At 36.4% G+C, this 15,123-nt stretch carries 15 protein-coding genes and 5 pseudogenes; 8 read left to right on the top strand and 12 right to left on the bottom strand.

The genetic code is table 11. The features are described 5' to 3' along the window. Window positions 1–126 precede the first annotated feature (126 nt). Window positions 127–2,079 carry a mannose transport/utilization transcriptional regulator ManR gene (gene manR, locus AU387_RS01860; RefSeq protein WP_059334561.1) on the bottom strand — a complete coding sequence of 651 codons (1,953 nt, stop codon included), beginning with the start codon at window positions 2,077–2,079 and terminating at the stop codon, window positions 127–129. Between the two features lie 562 nt (window positions 2,080–2,641). Between manR and bltD the strand changes: the two genes are divergently transcribed. Next, window positions 2,642–3,100, top strand: a complete 459-nt coding sequence (gene bltD, locus AU387_RS01855) for a spermine/spermidine acetyltransferase (protein WP_044161656.1) — start codon at window positions 2,642–2,644, stop codon at window positions 3,098–3,100. Between the two features lie 126 nt (window positions 3,101–3,226). On the opposite strand, the gene AU387_RS01850 is transcribed toward bltD, so the two are convergent. The 4 genes and pseudogenes from AU387_RS01850 to AU387_RS01840 form a co-directional block, all read right to left on the bottom strand. Then, window positions 3,227–4,117, bottom strand: a complete 891-nt coding sequence (locus AU387_RS01850) for a Vgb family protein (protein WP_059334559.1) — start codon at window positions 4,115–4,117, stop codon at window positions 3,227–3,229. Window positions 4,118–4,301: 184 nt separating this feature from the next. After that, window positions 4,302–5,174, bottom strand: coding sequence for a YitT family protein (locus AU387_RS01845; protein WP_044161659.1), 873 nt, complete (start codon window positions 5,172–5,174; stop codon window positions 4,302–4,304). 195 nt (window positions 5,175–5,369) lie between these two features. Next, window positions 5,370–5,474, bottom strand: a pseudogene (locus AU387_RS21880) (MerR family transcriptional regulator); the annotation flags it as partial. 363 nt (window positions 5,475–5,837) lie between these two features. Further along, window positions 5,838–6,470, bottom strand: a complete 633-nt coding sequence (locus AU387_RS01840) for a type 1 glutamine amidotransferase family protein (RefSeq protein WP_059334557.1) — start codon at window positions 6,468–6,470, stop codon at window positions 5,838–5,840. A 200-nt stretch (window positions 6,471–6,670) separates the two neighbouring features. On the opposite strand from AU387_RS01840, the gene AU387_RS20955 reads away from it, so the two are divergent. Beyond that, window positions 6,671–6,871, top strand: a complete 201-nt coding sequence (locus AU387_RS20955) for an EamA family transporter (protein ID WP_232460800.1) — start codon at window positions 6,671–6,673, stop codon at window positions 6,869–6,871. A gap of 96 nt (window positions 6,872–6,967) precedes the next feature. On the opposite strand, the gene AU387_RS01835 is transcribed toward AU387_RS20955, so the two are convergent. From AU387_RS01835 to AU387_RS01820, 4 genes are all read right to left on the bottom strand, one after another. Next, on the bottom strand, window positions 6,968–7,384 hold the full coding sequence (locus AU387_RS01835; RefSeq protein ID WP_044161664.1) for an NUDIX hydrolase: 417 nt from the start codon (window positions 7,382–7,384) through the stop codon (window positions 6,968–6,970). 338 nt (window positions 7,385–7,722) lie between these two features. Continuing rightward, window positions 7,723–8,340 carry an FMN-binding negative transcriptional regulator gene (locus tag AU387_RS01830; RefSeq protein WP_059334555.1) on the bottom strand — a complete coding sequence of 206 codons (618 nt, stop codon included), beginning with the start codon at window positions 8,338–8,340 and terminating at the stop codon, window positions 7,723–7,725. 23 nt (window positions 8,341–8,363) lie between these two features. Beyond that, a complete protein-coding gene (paiA, locus tag AU387_RS01825; protein WP_044161668.1) occupies window positions 8,364–8,882 on the bottom strand; it encodes a spermidine/spermine N(1)-acetyltransferase in 519 nt (172 codons plus the stop codon). Between the two features lie 23 nt (window positions 8,883–8,905). Continuing rightward, window positions 8,906–9,358 (bottom strand): MarR family winged helix-turn-helix transcriptional regulator, encoded by a 453-nt coding sequence (locus tag AU387_RS01820; RefSeq protein WP_059334554.1) that lies wholly within the window; start codon window positions 9,356–9,358, stop codon window positions 8,906–8,908. Between the two features lie 114 nt (window positions 9,359–9,472). On the opposite strand from AU387_RS01820, the gene AU387_RS01815 reads away from it, so the two are divergent. The 3 genes and pseudogenes from AU387_RS01815 (at window position 9,473) to AU387_RS01810 (ending at window position 11,165) form a co-directional block, all read left to right on the top strand. Continuing rightward, on the top strand, window positions 9,473–10,117 hold the full coding sequence (locus AU387_RS01815) for a YczE/YyaS/YitT family protein (protein WP_059334552.1): 645 nt from the start codon (window positions 9,473–9,475) through the stop codon (window positions 10,115–10,117). Between the two features lie 216 nt (window positions 10,118–10,333). Next, window positions 10,334–10,443: pseudogene (locus tag AU387_RS22340) on the top strand (hypothetical protein); the annotation flags it as partial. Between the two features lie 19 nt (window positions 10,444–10,462). Continuing rightward, window positions 10,463–11,165: pseudogene (locus AU387_RS01810) on the top strand (hypothetical protein). A 198-nt stretch (window positions 11,166–11,363) separates the two neighbouring features. Here the strand turns inward: AU387_RS01810 and AU387_RS01805 are convergent. From AU387_RS01805 to AU387_RS21455, 3 genes and pseudogenes are all read right to left on the bottom strand, one after another. Then, window positions 11,364–11,957, bottom strand: coding sequence for a YdeI/OmpD-associated family protein (locus AU387_RS01805; protein WP_059334551.1), 594 nt, complete (start codon window positions 11,955–11,957; stop codon window positions 11,364–11,366). A gap of 194 nt (window positions 11,958–12,151) precedes the next feature. Further along, complete coding sequence (locus AU387_RS01800; RefSeq protein WP_059334550.1) at window positions 12,152–12,529, bottom strand: hypothetical protein; 378 nt, start codon at window positions 12,527–12,529, stop codon at window positions 12,152–12,154. A gap of 175 nt (window positions 12,530–12,704) precedes the next feature. Next, window positions 12,705–12,942 (bottom strand): annotated as a pseudogene (locus tag AU387_RS21455) (tetratricopeptide repeat protein); the annotation flags it as partial. Between the two features lie 88 nt (window positions 12,943–13,030). Here AU387_RS21455 and AU387_RS01795 point away from each other — a divergent pair. From AU387_RS01795 to AU387_RS01785, 3 genes and pseudogenes are all read left to right on the top strand, one after another. After that, entirely contained in the window at window positions 13,031–13,414 is a 384-nt protein-coding gene (locus tag AU387_RS01795; protein WP_044161679.1) for a VOC family protein, read from the top strand. A gap of 129 nt (window positions 13,415–13,543) precedes the next feature. Next, window positions 13,544–13,882: an MmcQ/YjbR family DNA-binding protein gene (locus tag AU387_RS01790; protein ID WP_044161681.1), complete on the top strand. Its 339-nt coding sequence runs from the start codon at window positions 13,544–13,546 to the stop codon at window positions 13,880–13,882. A gap of 227 nt (window positions 13,883–14,109) precedes the next feature. Beyond that, window positions 14,110–14,570, top strand: a pseudogene (locus AU387_RS01785) (CarD family transcriptional regulator). The last annotated feature ends 553 nt before the right edge of the window (window positions 14,571–15,123 follow it).

Here is a 15,123-nt window from a genome sequence, read left to right as displayed (position 1 = left end):
AATCATAAGGCCTGTAACAACTGTATATTAAAATCATGCTTGTAAAAGCGCTGTTTTTTACCGTTAATTCCGGAAAAACCAGCATTTATCCATATGAAAAAAAAGCAGGGCATCAAAGCCCCGCTTTTAATAATTCAAATAAGATAAAAATCTCATCACATTTGTTTCTTCAGTCAGCTTATGAATGAATGCCGGCTGCTCACTCAGATATGACAGTTCATGGAACAATTGCTTTGTCATGTTTTGATCCTCGTGTTTGACAGCCAGCATAAAGACGAGCGACACTTTTTCAGCCCCCCAATCAAGCGGCTCTTTTAATGTGGCAATCGCAATGGCTGATTGTTTAATAAATTTAGAGTTTGCATGAGGAATCGCAATGCCAGCCCCAATGTTTGTCGCCGACATTTTTTCTCTCATCACAGCATGAATGGCATACTCCTTTTCCACATACCCTTTCTCGTATAAAGCCATTGCCATTTGTTCAATCAGCTTATAGCGATGAACTGACTCTTGCTGCAAAAAAACTAAGAAAGGAGTCGTATTGTTCAGCATCTTAAACGTTTTTTGTGTTTGGCGTTGGGATTCGTCAACCTGATCCATAAATGCACTTAGTTTCTTCTCATCAGAAGGCTCCAACAGCGGTGATACAACAATATGAGGAATCGGCACATGTTCCAGCGCTACCGTGGAAATGACAAGATCTATGTCCCCATTCTTTTTTGTGTAATCTGCTAAATCAGCTTTTGCAATACAGGCCTTCACAGCGATTTGATGAAATTTCCGTTCAATTTTTGTCCGCAGCAATTGTGACATTCCAATGCCCATGTGGCAGACGATGATTGCCTTTTTACGCTTCTCGCTGCTGTGGTGCAAACGTTCGACCGCAGCTTGAAAATGCAATGTCAGATAAGCGGCCTCTTCCTCAGGAATAGAAAGAGCAAACGTTTGATTGATGTCTTCCAGAACGTCAATGATCATATGAAACAGATAGGGGTACATTTTTTTTATGTCATTTAGCATTGGATTTGATACAGAAAGATCGTAATTCAGCCGGTTTAGCACTGTGTTAAGATGGATGTTCAATCCGTTGATCAAATCCTGATCATTATGAAAATCAAGCATTTTCAGCTCTGACACACGATCGATTAAATGCCGCACAACCATGGGAAGCAAGGGATTTTCCAGAACCTTTTTTTCTTCTTCCCAAGACCGAAAACGAACTTTTCCGCCGAGTATATGGAGCGTTACATACACGGCTTCTTCTTTAGGGAAGCGGATGGCAAAAACCGCTTCCAGCCGTTTTAAACATGTCATTGCCCATTGATATTCTTTCTTCTTTTCTACTGCTGCCATTTCTGTTGGCGAAATCGAGATAGGCTGCTTCATTTTGATCCGGCGTATCATCAGCAATGTATGCAATAATAAATTCTCGAACGTTTCATCTGTGAAATAGATAGAATGGTGCTTTTGCAATGTTTTGAATTCATTCGACACACATTTCACTTCATGAGTTAAGAACTTGCTTTTGATAAACTGACTTGTAAACTCTGGATTATCAATCAAATCAGAGATTCTGGCTAAGGCTTTTCTTTTATTTCTTTCATTTCCCTCAATCTTTAAACCGAGCCGCTGCTTTGACACCAATTTGAGATCAAATCGCTTTAGCCACTCTTCAATTTCATGTAAATTCCTTTTGATGGAAGACTTATTCAAAAAATGCTGAGCGGCAATTTCTTTTGCTGAAACATGTTTTGGGTTCATTAATAATTGATAAGCGATTTGCAGAATTCTTTCTTCATCGGACTGGTGCTTTGAGCCAAAATGTTCAGTACCCAATTGTTGAGTTAACCGGGCCCTTTCATGTTCTTCTATATTTAAATAGACACCTAATCCTGGTTTGCGAATGAGCTGAGCAGGAGAATGTTCATGCAGATAACCTTCGATCGTTTTCAGATCATTCCTGATCGTTTTTTCAGAACACTTTACCCTGTCGGCGAAATCTTGCACGACTAAATAGTCATCAGGTTCAGATAACAACAGATACAAAATGTCTTTTTGTCTAGTATTCATGTATCTCATCTGTTTTTCTATCCTTCCTGTGTTTCACTCAAATGATGTACGATAGTATAAGTATACTACATAGGAAACCGCTTACATTATAAAGTAAAATAAACGCGTTAAAAGTTTCGTTTTTTACCGAAACTTCCGGAAAAATTGGATTTATGCGCAGAAAATTCACCTGTTCATCATGAAAAAGAAGATACTCACCATTAAAGAATGTTCAGGACAAGCTTCAATTGGGATGACTTTCATTAAGTAAACAAGTACTAATTTATGAACGAGCACCTAGTGTATTGCAAGACCTCCCATACAGGTTTACAAAAAAAGAGCAGCTCCTCAGCTGCCGCGACAAAGATATAAAATTATAAGGTTTTTCTACGAAGAAGTGATGTTAGATGAGCTATCAGTTAAAGGCTATGAAAAGTATTTAATTAAGGTTTTTGTGCAAATTGTAAAGTAAGGGGATTAACTGCAGAACTACTTGTTCCTAAGACTACATGATGTGGATGAAAGCGTAACAATGTTATTGATCTGAAAATCGTCTGTCCTTTTCAGAAAAAGAGAAAAAAGGAGAATGGCTATGAGTATTGAGATAAAGGCGGTAACTGAAGAGAATCGTGAATCTATTCTGTCTCTTCATGTTCACAAGAGCCAAATATCATATATAGAATCAACCAAGCAATGTCTAGAGGATGCAACTGAATGTCAGTATTATAAACCTGCTGGACTTTATTACGAAGGGAAGTTAGTCGGTTTTGCTATGTATGGATGGTTTCCTGAGATTGATGAAGAAAATAAAAACGGCAGAGTGTGGCTTGACCGATTTTTCATTGACGAGCGTTTTCAAGGCCAAGGATTAGGCAGCAAGATGCTTGAAGCTCTTATTCATCACCTTGCTGAGCTATATACATGTAACAGAATTTATTTAAGCATTTTTGAGAACAACATTCATGCTTTGCGCCTGTATCAAAAATTCGGCTTTACATTTAATGGTGAGCTCGATTTTAACGGCGAGAAGGTCATGGTAAAAGAGCTATAAGTACTTAAGCTGTTGAAAGGCTACATTGACGAGACTTCAGTTCATGTAACATGATGACGTTTCACGCAAATGAAAAAGCATACTATGTTCTTGGTATGCTTTTTATATTCTTTCAGCACTTTCTCTTCATTTCAGTAAACGCAGCTTTCCGATCTTATTGCATTCTAATGCGAACCATACACTGCCTTCTTTGTCACAGCCAATTCCGTGAGGTTCGCCATTAGAGGTTTTGATTGTATATTCTTCAAAGGTTCTCTCTTTTGTCAATCTTCCTATTTTATTTGCTCCCCATTCAGTGAACCATAAATCCGATTCGACTCCCGCCGCAATAGCATGAGGCCGGGCATTTGGTGTAGGAATATCAAATTCCGTTATTTCGCCGGACATCGTGATCCTTCCTATTTTATTCCCCATTATTTCTGTAAACCAAAGGGCACCATCATTTCCGCTTGCAAGACCTACTGGCGCTGCTCCCGGTGTTGGGATTGGGTATTCCATTATTTCTCCTGATCGGGTTATCTTGCCGATCGCATTGTTTTGGTTTTCAGCGAACCAAAGTGAGTCATCGGGCCCCAACGTAATAAAAGAAGGATATGATTCTTTATTCGGCAGTTCGTATTCATGAATCACACCTTCTGCAGTCAATCTCCCTATGCGGTTTCCATTCATTTCAGTAAACCAAATATCACCGTTAAGACCTTCAGCAATTCCATATGGCGCTGAATTTGGATGAGGTAACGGGTACTCTGTAAATACGCCCGTTTCTGAAAGCCTTCCAATTTTATCAGCCCCATTTTCAGTAAACCAAATATCACCTATTGAAGATATGGTCAAACACAGCACTCGTGCATCAGGAGTTGGAACAATAAATTCCTTGATTGTTCCATTTTGATGAAGACAACTGATTTTATTTGCTTTATGTTGAGTAAACCATACATTTCCTTCACGAGAGACCGCTATCCCATAAGGACCAGAATCCGCTTGTAACATATCTATTTCTTTCAGCTCAATATTCAAATAAATCCCTCCATTTAAGCATACCCTTATACAAAAAAGCCTCCTATTCTCATTATACGAGACAGGAGGCAATGGAATTCCAGTACAGACTGCTGGTTACTTTATTTTCTGGGCGTGTAAACAAAACAATTTAATATAAAATTTCTGAGATATCTCACTTTTGGGTTTGAAGTTCTGTTTTTCTCTAATGACTCGTATGTCTTCTAAAATTACTGCCCTTCACTTCAGCTACATCATATACGGTAACAAAGGCATTTTTATCAATTTCATTAATAATTTCCTTTAGTTTTGTTTCTTCAAGGCGGTTGATGACACATGTGATTTCTTTAAATTTCTCGTGGGAAAAACCGCCATAAGCTTCTTTATAGGTAGCACTTCGTCCTAACTGATCACGTATTGTCTCTACCATTAATTCAGGCTGGGTTGAAATAATTTGAAAGGTTTTAGAACCACTTAAGCCTTCCTCAACGATATGTATGACTTTGGACGCAATGTAGTAAGCAATGACTGACAGTAATGCCCCTTGTAAGCCAAATACAATGGATACAAAAATAAACACAAAAAGGTTTAAGAATAAAATGAGATCGCTCGTTCCAAATGGCAATTTTCGAGACAGCAGCACAGCGAGCATATCAATTCCATCCAATGCGCCGCCGTTACGTAACGCTAACCCCATTCCCAATCCAAGGATAATCCCGCCAACAACGGTTATTAACAGGGTATCCCCCTCTATGATGGCTGGAGTGTGGTGGAAAAACATTGTGCCAGCGGCAAGTGTTACGATTCCGATAATGGATAATAATGCAAAGTCTTTCCCGATTTGCTTATATCCTAACCAGACAAACGGGATATTTAAAGCTGCAATAAGGACTCCTAGCGGCAAATCAAATAGCTGCGAACCAACGATACTAAGGCCTGTCACCCCTCCATCAGATACACTGTTTGGAATCAATACGGTTTCCAGTCCATACGCCGCTATCATTCCTCCGATAATAACCATTATGACTTGCAGTACCCTTTTTATTTTAAAATGCTTATGTTTTTTGTTTGTATTCATCTCATTCCTCATTTCGAATATTTAGTCTTAATTTAAATATACCATAATAGGTTTATTTATACTAAAGACCATATACAGAAGGTATCTATATGTTCCCCAACAGTAACCAAATGAATTCCTCTGATAAGTTCCAGAACTTTCTTCTCCATGTTCATAACTCGGCGGATTTCTTCCCTTGGGGAGAAAAGTATATGCCGAAAAGGAAGGCTTGAAAACACCGATACTATCATGATAGCGCAATGTTTGAATTGAGATGTTATTGAGACGGGCTGTTTCTCCAATTGTAAAATATTCCTTCATCCATTATCTCCTTTCTATCTGTCAGCTCCTTCAGAAAATCTTTCATTTACCTATTCACAAATACGGACTAAACCCTAAACGAACTAACTCGAGAAAATAGAAATCCCTAAAATCTGCTGAAAACAAGTTTTATACCAAACTGTCATGAATGAATACATGTATAACCGAAAGCCAATATTAGACTTTAGAAAAAAAGCCTAATCTCCCAAAAAGATTAAGCTTTTTCCCTTTACTATGCTTATACTCAGCCCTCAACACTGCTTTGTTTTATGAAAGCTTGTTGTCATTACAACATCACTTCTGAGTATTGTTAAAATGTTTGGCATCGTCGAAAGTATATAAAACTCAGTTGAATGATTTCGCTCATCTCTCTATTGAATTCATTAATTCGTAGAAGTATTCTGGCTGATGTGTCTTATTGAGGTTATACCATGAATGTAATGTATCTGGCGCAAATACATCTAATGTTTTCAATACTTCCATCGCAAATTCCAGAGGAGCTACTCCTGAAGCAGTAATCAAATTCTCACCAGATACCGCAGGCCCCATCTCATAAAACGTTTCTCCTTTATAATGAGGACAGACCATTTTAAGATACTCTAAGTCATTGCTAGTATGCTTTCTGGAATCTAGGTATCCCATATTGGCGAGGCCCTCCGTTGCACCGCAAATTGCAGCAACAATAGTGCCCAGCTCTAAAGCTTCGCCAACTTTTTTCAAGATAGGCTGATGAATATCTTCTCCCCAAGTATTCGCTCCAGGTAAAATGAGAAGATCTTTCCTCTCAAGAGTGCACTCACCAACGGAAATATCTGATTTTACGCTTAAACCTCCCATTGTAGTAATCATTTCTTGATTAACTCCTACTGTAACTACTTTTAAAGGTGCTGCATCTTTTTTGAAATATCTTCCTGAGTTTAGTTCAGCGATTAAATATCCATATTCCCAATCTGACATTGTATTACATACATAAAGATAAACATTTTTCGTTTGCATCCCATCACACTCCGATCACAATTGATATAGCCTATTATATATTACTTCCCTGACAGAAGTTATCGTACTTGATGACATTAATTCCGACAGAACATCAATAAGGCTTATTCGCTAAAAACTTAAATAGATTTACCGTATAAGTAATCATCATTTTAGGGATTGTAAACACTGGGATTGGATTTTGGTTATTTTTCTCGGGTATGCAAAAATTAAAAGGTCAGAGTATTGCTATGATAAGCTATGTCGATCCATTTGTAGCTATATTAATTTCTGCCATTATCCTGCAAGAACAAATGACCATTGTTCAAATGCTAGGTGGCGCACTCCTTTTAGGCTCAACATTTGTTAGCGAGAATAAATCAATCACATTTTCCAAAACGATTAAAGAAAATATCAGCTAAGTAACGTACAAAAACAAAACAGTGGGGAGCATTTGTTACCTACTGTTTTGTTTCTTTTGTTTGCAACTTGACCTACTAACCTGACGATTACTGCCATTACCCTATTGTTCCTTGATTATTATATAGGGCGTATCCTGTCAGCATTTTATTAAGTCCTTCTGAGTAATACGGCATTCGTTCATTTGCCTGTTCAATGTCAACCCATTCAATTTGCAATATCTCGTTTGGCTTTTTAATCGCTTCGGTTCCTCCAACAATTCGTGCTTCAAATGTAAAAAGGATAGCGTGATGATTCCTCTTTACATATTTCGCTTCGTTAACAGCAATTAAATTCCCTATTTCTACTTCAAAACCTGTTTCTTCATGCACTTCACGTATAGCAGCTTCTATTAACGTCTCATCAGGTTCAACTCTTCCACCCGGAAGTGACCAGTGTCCTTCATGATTATCCACCATTAATATCTGATTACATTTACTTTTAATCAACGCATACACAACTTTTACTTCTTCCATGGGAATCTCCTTTATAGAACAAAATTCATTCTCGGTTGATTGTTGTTTTTCTATATATTTACTATAAATGATAACTGGTGAGTTTTGATGAGCAGCTTTCTCTCATAGCTGTATTTTCTGCATAAAAAATAATACCAAAGGCAGTTAAACCCTCGGTATTATTGGGATGCGGCCGAGGAATTGAACCTTCACAGGTTATTCATTCACTAGACCTCAATAAAGAGAAACTGTGTTTTCTGTTGAAATACCCTTATAAATCAACGTTTGATTTACGTACTCTTGTCTTTATTTAAACTTTTGGAGAGATTCAAACTCGCTGCTGTAAGGAAGACTTATATTTAATCTTTTAATCGCTTTTCCATCAGTTCTGCCATTTGTTTCGAATTTGGATTTCCTTCATGTCGTAATTGATCAATGATATTCATATAATCCTTTTCATTTCGGTTCTGACTTAATTTATATGAAGCCTGAATTTCTCCCACCTTCATCTTAAATCCGACAATACCTTTCAGCTGACTTTCTAAGAGCTGAGGAGAAAGCTTATCCCATAAAACAGGATTCTTACGGTGCTTTTCGTATTTTTGCAACAACATTGTCAGGTCATGTTTTAGCTCTTCTTCGTTCAAAATGCTGGCTGTACCGTATACATGTACGGCTTGATAGTTCCATGTTGGGACGTTTTCCTTTTCATACCAAGAGGAAGAGATATAAGCGTGCGGTCCCTGAAACATAACAAGCACATCTTCACAGGTTTCAAATGTTCTCCATTGAGAATTCCCATAAGCAATATGCCCCGTTATATAGTAAGTATCTCCCTCTTTCATGAACTGCAATGGCAAATGAGTTGCAATTGGTTTCCCTTGCGCTGTTGTGACAATTGTGCCAAATGAGTTGTTTTGAACAAAGTCCCAAATGTCATCAGCATTTGTAACCTTATAGTATTTTGGAATATACATATAAACCCGCCTTTCATAAAAAGTTATACGAGTGTTTTGATCATGATAAAGTCTATTTGTTCTTCATCACCCATATAAAAAGAGTGGGCTCCAGTTTGAACAAACCCCATTTTCTCATAAAAAGCAATAGCATTTTCATTTTTTTCCCATACGCCTAGCCAGATTTTCTTTTTATTAGATTCCAGCGCAATTTCCACAGCTTTATTGAACAGATATTTACCAAGGCCATGTTTTTGAAATTTGTTCTTGATATAAATCCTCTCGATTTCTAGTGATTCGTCACCCATTTCTTCAGACTGAGCCTCATTGGTATTGACCTTTAAGTATCCAGCGACTTCATGATTAAAATAAACAAAAAAGAATTGTGAAGAGACAGTGGATAATTCCTTTTCCAATTGTTTAGAATGAAACGCACTTTCCAAATAAGCTTTCATATTTTCAGGTGAATTCTGGTCTTTGAATGTATCATTGAATGTTTCAATACTTATTTTTTGGAGTATTTTTAAATCTTCATGGCTGCATTTTTTTAGTTTTACACTCATGCTCATATATGCTCCTTTTAAAATTAATAATCTCTCTTGTTCCCTTTTTTTACATATCCCCAGTCAACTTCTACATTTTTTCTCATTCTTTGAAGAAGGTGAAAAATGGTTTCTGCTTCTTTTTCAGAAAATCCTGCTAATGCGACACTATTCGAATGATCATTTTCTCTTTTTATAACGGGAAACACATCTTTCCCTTTTTCTGTTGGAAAGAGTTTTTTTATCTTTTTGTTATGTTCATCATCCATCTTTTCAATAAAACCGTTTATTTCGAGTTTTTTTATGGCACGAGCTGCGGTTGTTCGGTCTACTTTAATCATTTCAGCTAACTTTTCTTGAATGATTCCTGGGTTTTCACATATTCGGACAAGGTACAAATACTGCCCTTTTGTGAGGTTATATTCTTTAAATTCTATATTGCTTATCGAATCTAATGCCCTTGCAATCATTCCGATTTCGCGAAGAATTTCCTTCATCATGCCCTCCTTAGTACATATCTTTGTTGCAAATACAACAAAAATGACCTATATTGAATATAACGTAGCTTTGTTGTATTTGCAATAAAAATAACGAAGAAGAGGTCGAGTAAAGTGAAATATACTTTTTATGTATTAGGAATTTTCATTTTAACTCTTGGTATTTCCTTCACTATCCAATCAGACCTTGGAACTTCACCCTTTGATGCAGTTGTGGTAGGACTGTCTAAAAATGTGGGGCTTACAGTGGGAAGCTGGGAAATCATAATAGCGTTCATATTGATATGCTGTAATTCAATTTTAAATAGACAAAGACCGGAAGTTTTGGGAATGTTAACAGCATTTATAACGGGGATTGGGATTGATATGTGGCTTTTTTTATTGCACAATTTGATAACGCCTGACCTATGGTTCAGCAAAGTGATTTGTTTTGGAACCGGCTTAGTCGTTATAGGATTAGGAACTGCAACCTATTTGCACACAAATTTTGCACCAATTCCAGTTGACCGATTAACATTCATCATAAAAGACTTAACTAGAACAAATATCTTTTTTTCGAGAACATTCATTTATGTCGTATTCTTGATAGTTGCCATCATTTTTAATGGGCCAATTGGCGTCGGGACTATATTAACCGTTTGTTTAGGAGGAATAATCCTTAATGCCTTTATGCCATTTACAGAACAAATATTAGACCGCATATTCACACACTCTAGTACATCAACAAATGATGACAAAGATAAAAAACATTCAATATAGGCTGCTTAATGTAAAGAGAAAGTGGTTTTTATTTTCGCAGTTTCTAGGTGATTCCTCATGAAATCCATCCGTATACAGTGTGGCCATCATTTCAAAAAGCTGTCGAGATTTACTCGATTGAGCTAACATTCGTTATCTCTCCTTAAACAATTTTTTCGAACTTTCATATCTATTCCATGGTAATATTTAGATATAACTAATTGAAAGGATTGGACAATGATGGTATTTGAAGCTAAGTCTTTGTTTACTGAAGCTGAAAACCGAAAAAAGATTATAAAAAACTGAAAAATCAACTGATTAAGCTAAGAAAAGCATGTAAGGCTGTTGATGGTGAGGGATGAAATAATGAAGAAACTGAGAAATATTTTTTATTCTAATGTTGTCATGATGCTGCTCGTCTTATTGCTCGTTGGATGTATGGGCGGTAAGGAAGAAAAATCAAATAATGATTCTGCATTACAATCTGAAAAAAAAGAATAATGAGACTGAAGATAGCAACCAAATAGCTAAGGATGAATCAGAGGCAACAACAGGATCAGAAAAATCCGGAACAAAGAATTCAAATGAAAATGCCTCAACAGAATCCTCAACGGATGAATCAAAAGAAACCTCTTTAGAAGGACAAAAAAACGAGGTGAACAGCGAAAAAGACAATGTATTAGCGGAATATTCTTCTGAGAAAATCGAATATGCCAGAGTTTGGTTGCAGCTTGGAGCAAATCAAGAGATAGATGAACTGAATGTTCGACATATTTCGGCTGGCGAACCAATCAATCCGAATGATGACACCAGTGCTGGCTATCCGGAAGATGTTATCCAGTTAGCAGGCTCTCGTTTAGTGGATGGATCTGTAACTTATAGCGGTAATGGCGATGGCACGATTAAAGTATACAATGTTCCTTTACGCTGGGATTCCTCAGATGATTTAAGTAAAGGCGTAATGCGGGAAGTGACTGAGAATATAATAAAAAATGCAAAAACAGTGTACGTTGATACAGGAGACAGTGAAAAAATCAAGCGCCTCATTGACATAATGACTATTCATTAATCAGTAATCGTTTTATTCTAACGAAAATGCCAAACAAAATAAGGGACGGTTCTTTTATACATTGAACCGCCCCTCTGCATTTTATTCTGACACTAGAAATACCATGGTTGGTATCATGGTTGCCTTCATCCTTCAATGCTTCTTTCATGACAGTTTCATAGAAATCTCACTTAGCAAAATGCCTTCCTGGCGAATATACTAATCCTTTAATCCCTTTCCATCGAGAATTTTCTTCATGTATTTTTCAACCCTTGACTCTCGAGTTTTGGATTGTTTGGCTTGAGAAAAATAAAGAATGTATGCTCTTTGCCGTCCCGGGGTCAATGCTTCAAAAGCCGTTTTCAAGGCAGGGATTTCATCGAATTTATGTTGAAGTTCCTCTGGAATGATGTATTCCGTATTCTTTTTAACATTCACTTCCAAACCGGCTTTTTCAACTTCAATGGCTTCATCAATATAGGCTTTCAAGATGGGTTCCATTTCAGCTATTTCCTGAACATTGGTGAACCGAATCTGGCGCGCCGCCTGTACATTCTCCGTTTGTTGGATAAGAATCCCATGAGGATCCTGTAACAAGGCGCCTTTGTGAAACAGAAGCGCACAATATTCTTTAAATCCATGTATTAAAACGACGTTTTTTTTATGAAACGTATAACAAGGATGCATCCACTTAAATTCTTCAGTCAGCTCACAGTCAAGAACGATATTTCTTAACCGCTCATATTCTTCCTTCCACTTTTCAGCTTTACTTAAAAATTCATCAACCTTAGGATTCGTTCTGCTATTTATCATCAGGCCCCCCCTCTTTTCCAAACCGTTTGCTTTTTCATCACGTTAGCTTCACCGGCTTGACTGTACTTTCCTCTAACAATTTTTTAGCCTCTTCACCCATTTAGATATCACGATCATGTTGGTGTCACTGATCAATCGAAGGCCCCTTTCCTCGACATTAGGGATAAAGCTTTTCAATAAAGGCAACTATTATATTAAGATTTAACCTCTTTATTCCTATCAATGAATAGGGTTACTACAACACTAATTATGCTGACTAAAGTTCCTAAAACAGAAACAAGAATTGTCAAAAAGCCATTGGGAATAAGAAATCCAATTGGAATCATCCCCAGAAAAGTTAAAACGATAAAACATTGATATACTCCAGATATTATTCTTACAGCCATGTTGCCAAAAAAGGACATGGCTAATGGAGGGATGAATAAAAATACAACTATCCCAATTGATATCATTAAGATCATAGGCTCATCAAATGAAATAACATTATCTCCAGGGGAATCTTTAGCAGCCACTAGTATAACAACTATAGACATCATCAGTGTAAGCAAAACCAGAAAAAACCTTTTTAGCATTATTATGACTCCTTTTTTTATAAATGTACTTATAAACGGGCATCCCGCCTTTTTCCATTTCATAACCATTTTATATTATTCAATGAAAAAATAGGCAGTCAAAACGCAGCTATCAATAATATTTATCACCACTTACTATTAAGACATAAATTTACATATTGGTAAATAACCACATGATATTCATATGTGACATTGCAATGCTTTACGTTTTTCTTTGCAGCTTCCAAAGAATTCAAAAATTGTTCCTAGGCTCTTTCATATTCTAAAGAATCGATCAAGTTTCCTGCTACAATAAATTGACAACGTATAATTTGGACAGTTTCTTACACTCCAAAAATGTTGAGTGCACGATTTGCATCATTCATGGAGAAATACGTTTGTTTCATATAATATACATAAGACACTTTGAAAAAAGCCGGAACAGGACTTCTGACAAATGTGTGGGTTATTTGCTTGCAGCCAGTATCATGCGTCATAAATATCAAAGGAGGCAAAAACAGTATGAAAATCATTGTTACCAGTATATTCGTACAAGACCAAGACAAGGCACTGGAGTTTTATACAGAAAAGCTGGGGTTTGTAAAAAAGGAAGACGTTCCTATGGGGAAATTCAGGTGGATAACACTTGTTTCTCAAGATGATCAAGATGGAACCGAACTTTTACTCGAACCAAATGAACATCCTGCCGCTAAGGAGTATCAAAAGAAGATATTCGCCGAGGGCTTCCCAGCAACAATGTTTGGCGTTACAGATATTCAAAAACAGTACACACAATTAATGGAAAAAGGCGTGAAGTTCACTATGGAGCCGACAAAAATGGGAGAAGTCACAATAGCTGTCTTCGACGATACATGCGGCAACCTCATTCAGATTATACAAAAGTAGCTTCATGACGTTCTTATATTAACACCTAATAGTCAAAACGAGTAAAACAGATTTTACTTTGATATATAATGATCTATGAATCATTGACTCATTTATCTATATCATAAATTATAATGGTGGTGGCTTATTATGACTCTGAATGAAATAATGGATTACTGCCTGTCTTATCCAGACACCTATAAAGACTATCCTTTTGGTGAAGGATGGACTGTGATGCGTCACAAAGGTAATAAAAAGTTGTTTGCGCTTATCTTTCATCTAAATGGCCATCTATGCATCAATCTTAAATGCGAACCTGAACGCGCCAATTTTCTGCGCAGCATCTATAAGGAAGTGAAACCCGGTTATCATATGAATAAAGACCACTGGAATACCATTATTTTAGATGGTGCCCTCACGAAAGAAACTCTTGGTGATATGGTGCAACATAGTTTCGAATTGACAAAGCCGAAGAAGTCTCATAGCTAAAATGAAAAACTGATCTATGGTAATTAGTCGAGGTTTCAGGATATACACGGACCAATTGACCTTTCCTTTATTGGAAATCATACACATTCCTATTGTTTTTGCTTGATCTGATTTTTTCAAAAAAGTTATTGACAATAAAAATATTATCATGTTATTATTAAATATTTTGATTATCCACCTCCATATATGGTAAGCTTAAGAAGGTTACCATTACGGAGGTGGATGATATGTTTCAAATTGGCGATAACATTGTTTATCCAATGCACGGAGCAGGTATAATTGAAGCCATAGAAGAAAAAGAATTCTTAGAGGAAAAACAACAGTATTATGTCATAAAAATGTCAATCAGTAATATGAAAGTTATGATTCCAACGCGTAAAATATCGAGTTCAGGTATACGACCAGTTACTGATATACTTGCGTTAAAACACATTATACACATTTTTCAGCATGGAGAATCAGATAGGTTACTGCCGTGGAAACAAAGGTATAAAGTAAACACGAACAAAATAAAAACGGGTGAAATACAAGACGGCGCCGAAGTTGTACGTGATTTAATGCGTATGAAGAAAGAAAAAGCACTTAATGCAAGCGAAAAAAAATGTTGGATCATGTATATGAATTTTTGATCAGTGAACTGGAAGTAATTAAAGGAATCACTGAAAATCAAATAAAAAGTTTCTGTTAAGGTTAATATTACACTCCGAAAACATTCTGAATTTTTCATCAATATCATGATTAAAGGTAAATCATTTCAAAGACATTCAACTTTTTCACCTTATTTTTAGTACATTAACCTCTTTTGTTATTCCTACAATCTAATCCATTTTTATTATTTAAATTTCTTCAACGGACATTTGAAGTTTATCAAATAGTCACTTGATTTAGTACCTGATTCACACTGGCACGGACAAGGAGCCGTAAGGATGAAAGAGAGGTAGGGCTTTCATTGTTTTAGGTATATCTAAGTCAAGAAAAATCAATCAATCTCCCCTCTATCGTTAAGAATTTCTTATATCCACTGCGCCAGTCAATAGTTAAAGAAGCCTACTTCTAAAAAGGATCAGTCTTATGAAAATTTGAAGTTGGTGGAATTCTTGCAGATGAACCAGCTGTTATCATAATTAATCAACAACACATAAAAATTGTTAAATGAACGAAGAAAAGGATGATTCTTTACAAAAGGGATGGTCCTTTTTGTTCACTATTGGTAAAAAGAGAATATACATAAACTTCATCTG

It is taken from the genome of Bacillus halotolerans (assembly GCF_001517105.1).
GTDB classification, from domain to species: domain Bacteria; phylum Bacillota; class Bacilli; order Bacillales; family Bacillaceae; genus Bacillus; species Bacillus halotolerans.
The sequence above is the reverse complement of the archived record's forward strand: the minus strand, read 5'-3'. Positions and strand labels throughout refer to the sequence as shown.

Coding starts and splice junctions, on each gene's coding strand:
- manR (WP_059334561.1), bottom strand. CDS start 2,079: ATGAGATACATGAATACTAGACAAAAAGACATTTTGTATCTGTTGTTA.
- bltD (WP_044161656.1), top strand. CDS start 2,642: ATGAGTATTGAGATAAAGGCGGTAACTGAAGAGAATCGTGAATCTATT.
- AU387_RS01845 (WP_044161659.1), bottom strand. CDS start 5,174: ATGAATACAAACAAAAAACATAAGCATTTTAAAATAAAAAGGGTACTG.
- AU387_RS01840 (WP_059334557.1), bottom strand. CDS start 6,470: ATGCAAACGAAAAATGTTTATCTTTATGTATGTAATACAATGTCAGAT.
- AU387_RS20955 (WP_232460800.1), top strand. CDS start 6,671: ATGCAAAAATTAAAAGGTCAGAGTATTGCTATGATAAGCTATGTCGAT.
- AU387_RS01835 (WP_044161664.1), bottom strand. CDS start 7,384: ATGGAAGAAGTAAAAGTTGTGTATGCGTTGATTAAAAGTAAATGTAAT.
- AU387_RS01830 (WP_059334555.1), bottom strand. CDS start 8,340: ATGTATATTCCAAAATACTATAAGGTTACAAATGCTGATGACATTTGG.
- paiA (WP_044161668.1), bottom strand. CDS start 8,882: ATGAGTGTAAAACTAAAAAAATGCAGCCATGAAGATTTAAAAATACTC.
- AU387_RS01820 (WP_059334554.1), bottom strand. CDS start 9,358: ATGAAGGAAATTCTTCGCGAAATCGGAATGATTGCAAGGGCATTAGAT.
- AU387_RS01805 (WP_059334551.1), bottom strand. CDS start 11,957: ATGATAAATAGCAGAACGAATCCTAAGGTTGATGAATTTTTAAGTAAA.
- AU387_RS01800 (WP_059334550.1), bottom strand. CDS start 12,529: ATGCTAAAAAGGTTTTTTCTGGTTTTGCTTACACTGATGATGTCTATA.
- AU387_RS01795 (WP_044161679.1), top strand. CDS start 13,031: ATGAAAATCATTGTTACCAGTATATTCGTACAAGACCAAGACAAGGCA.
- AU387_RS01790 (WP_044161681.1), top strand. CDS start 13,544: ATGACTCTGAATGAAATAATGGATTACTGCCTGTCTTATCCAGACACC.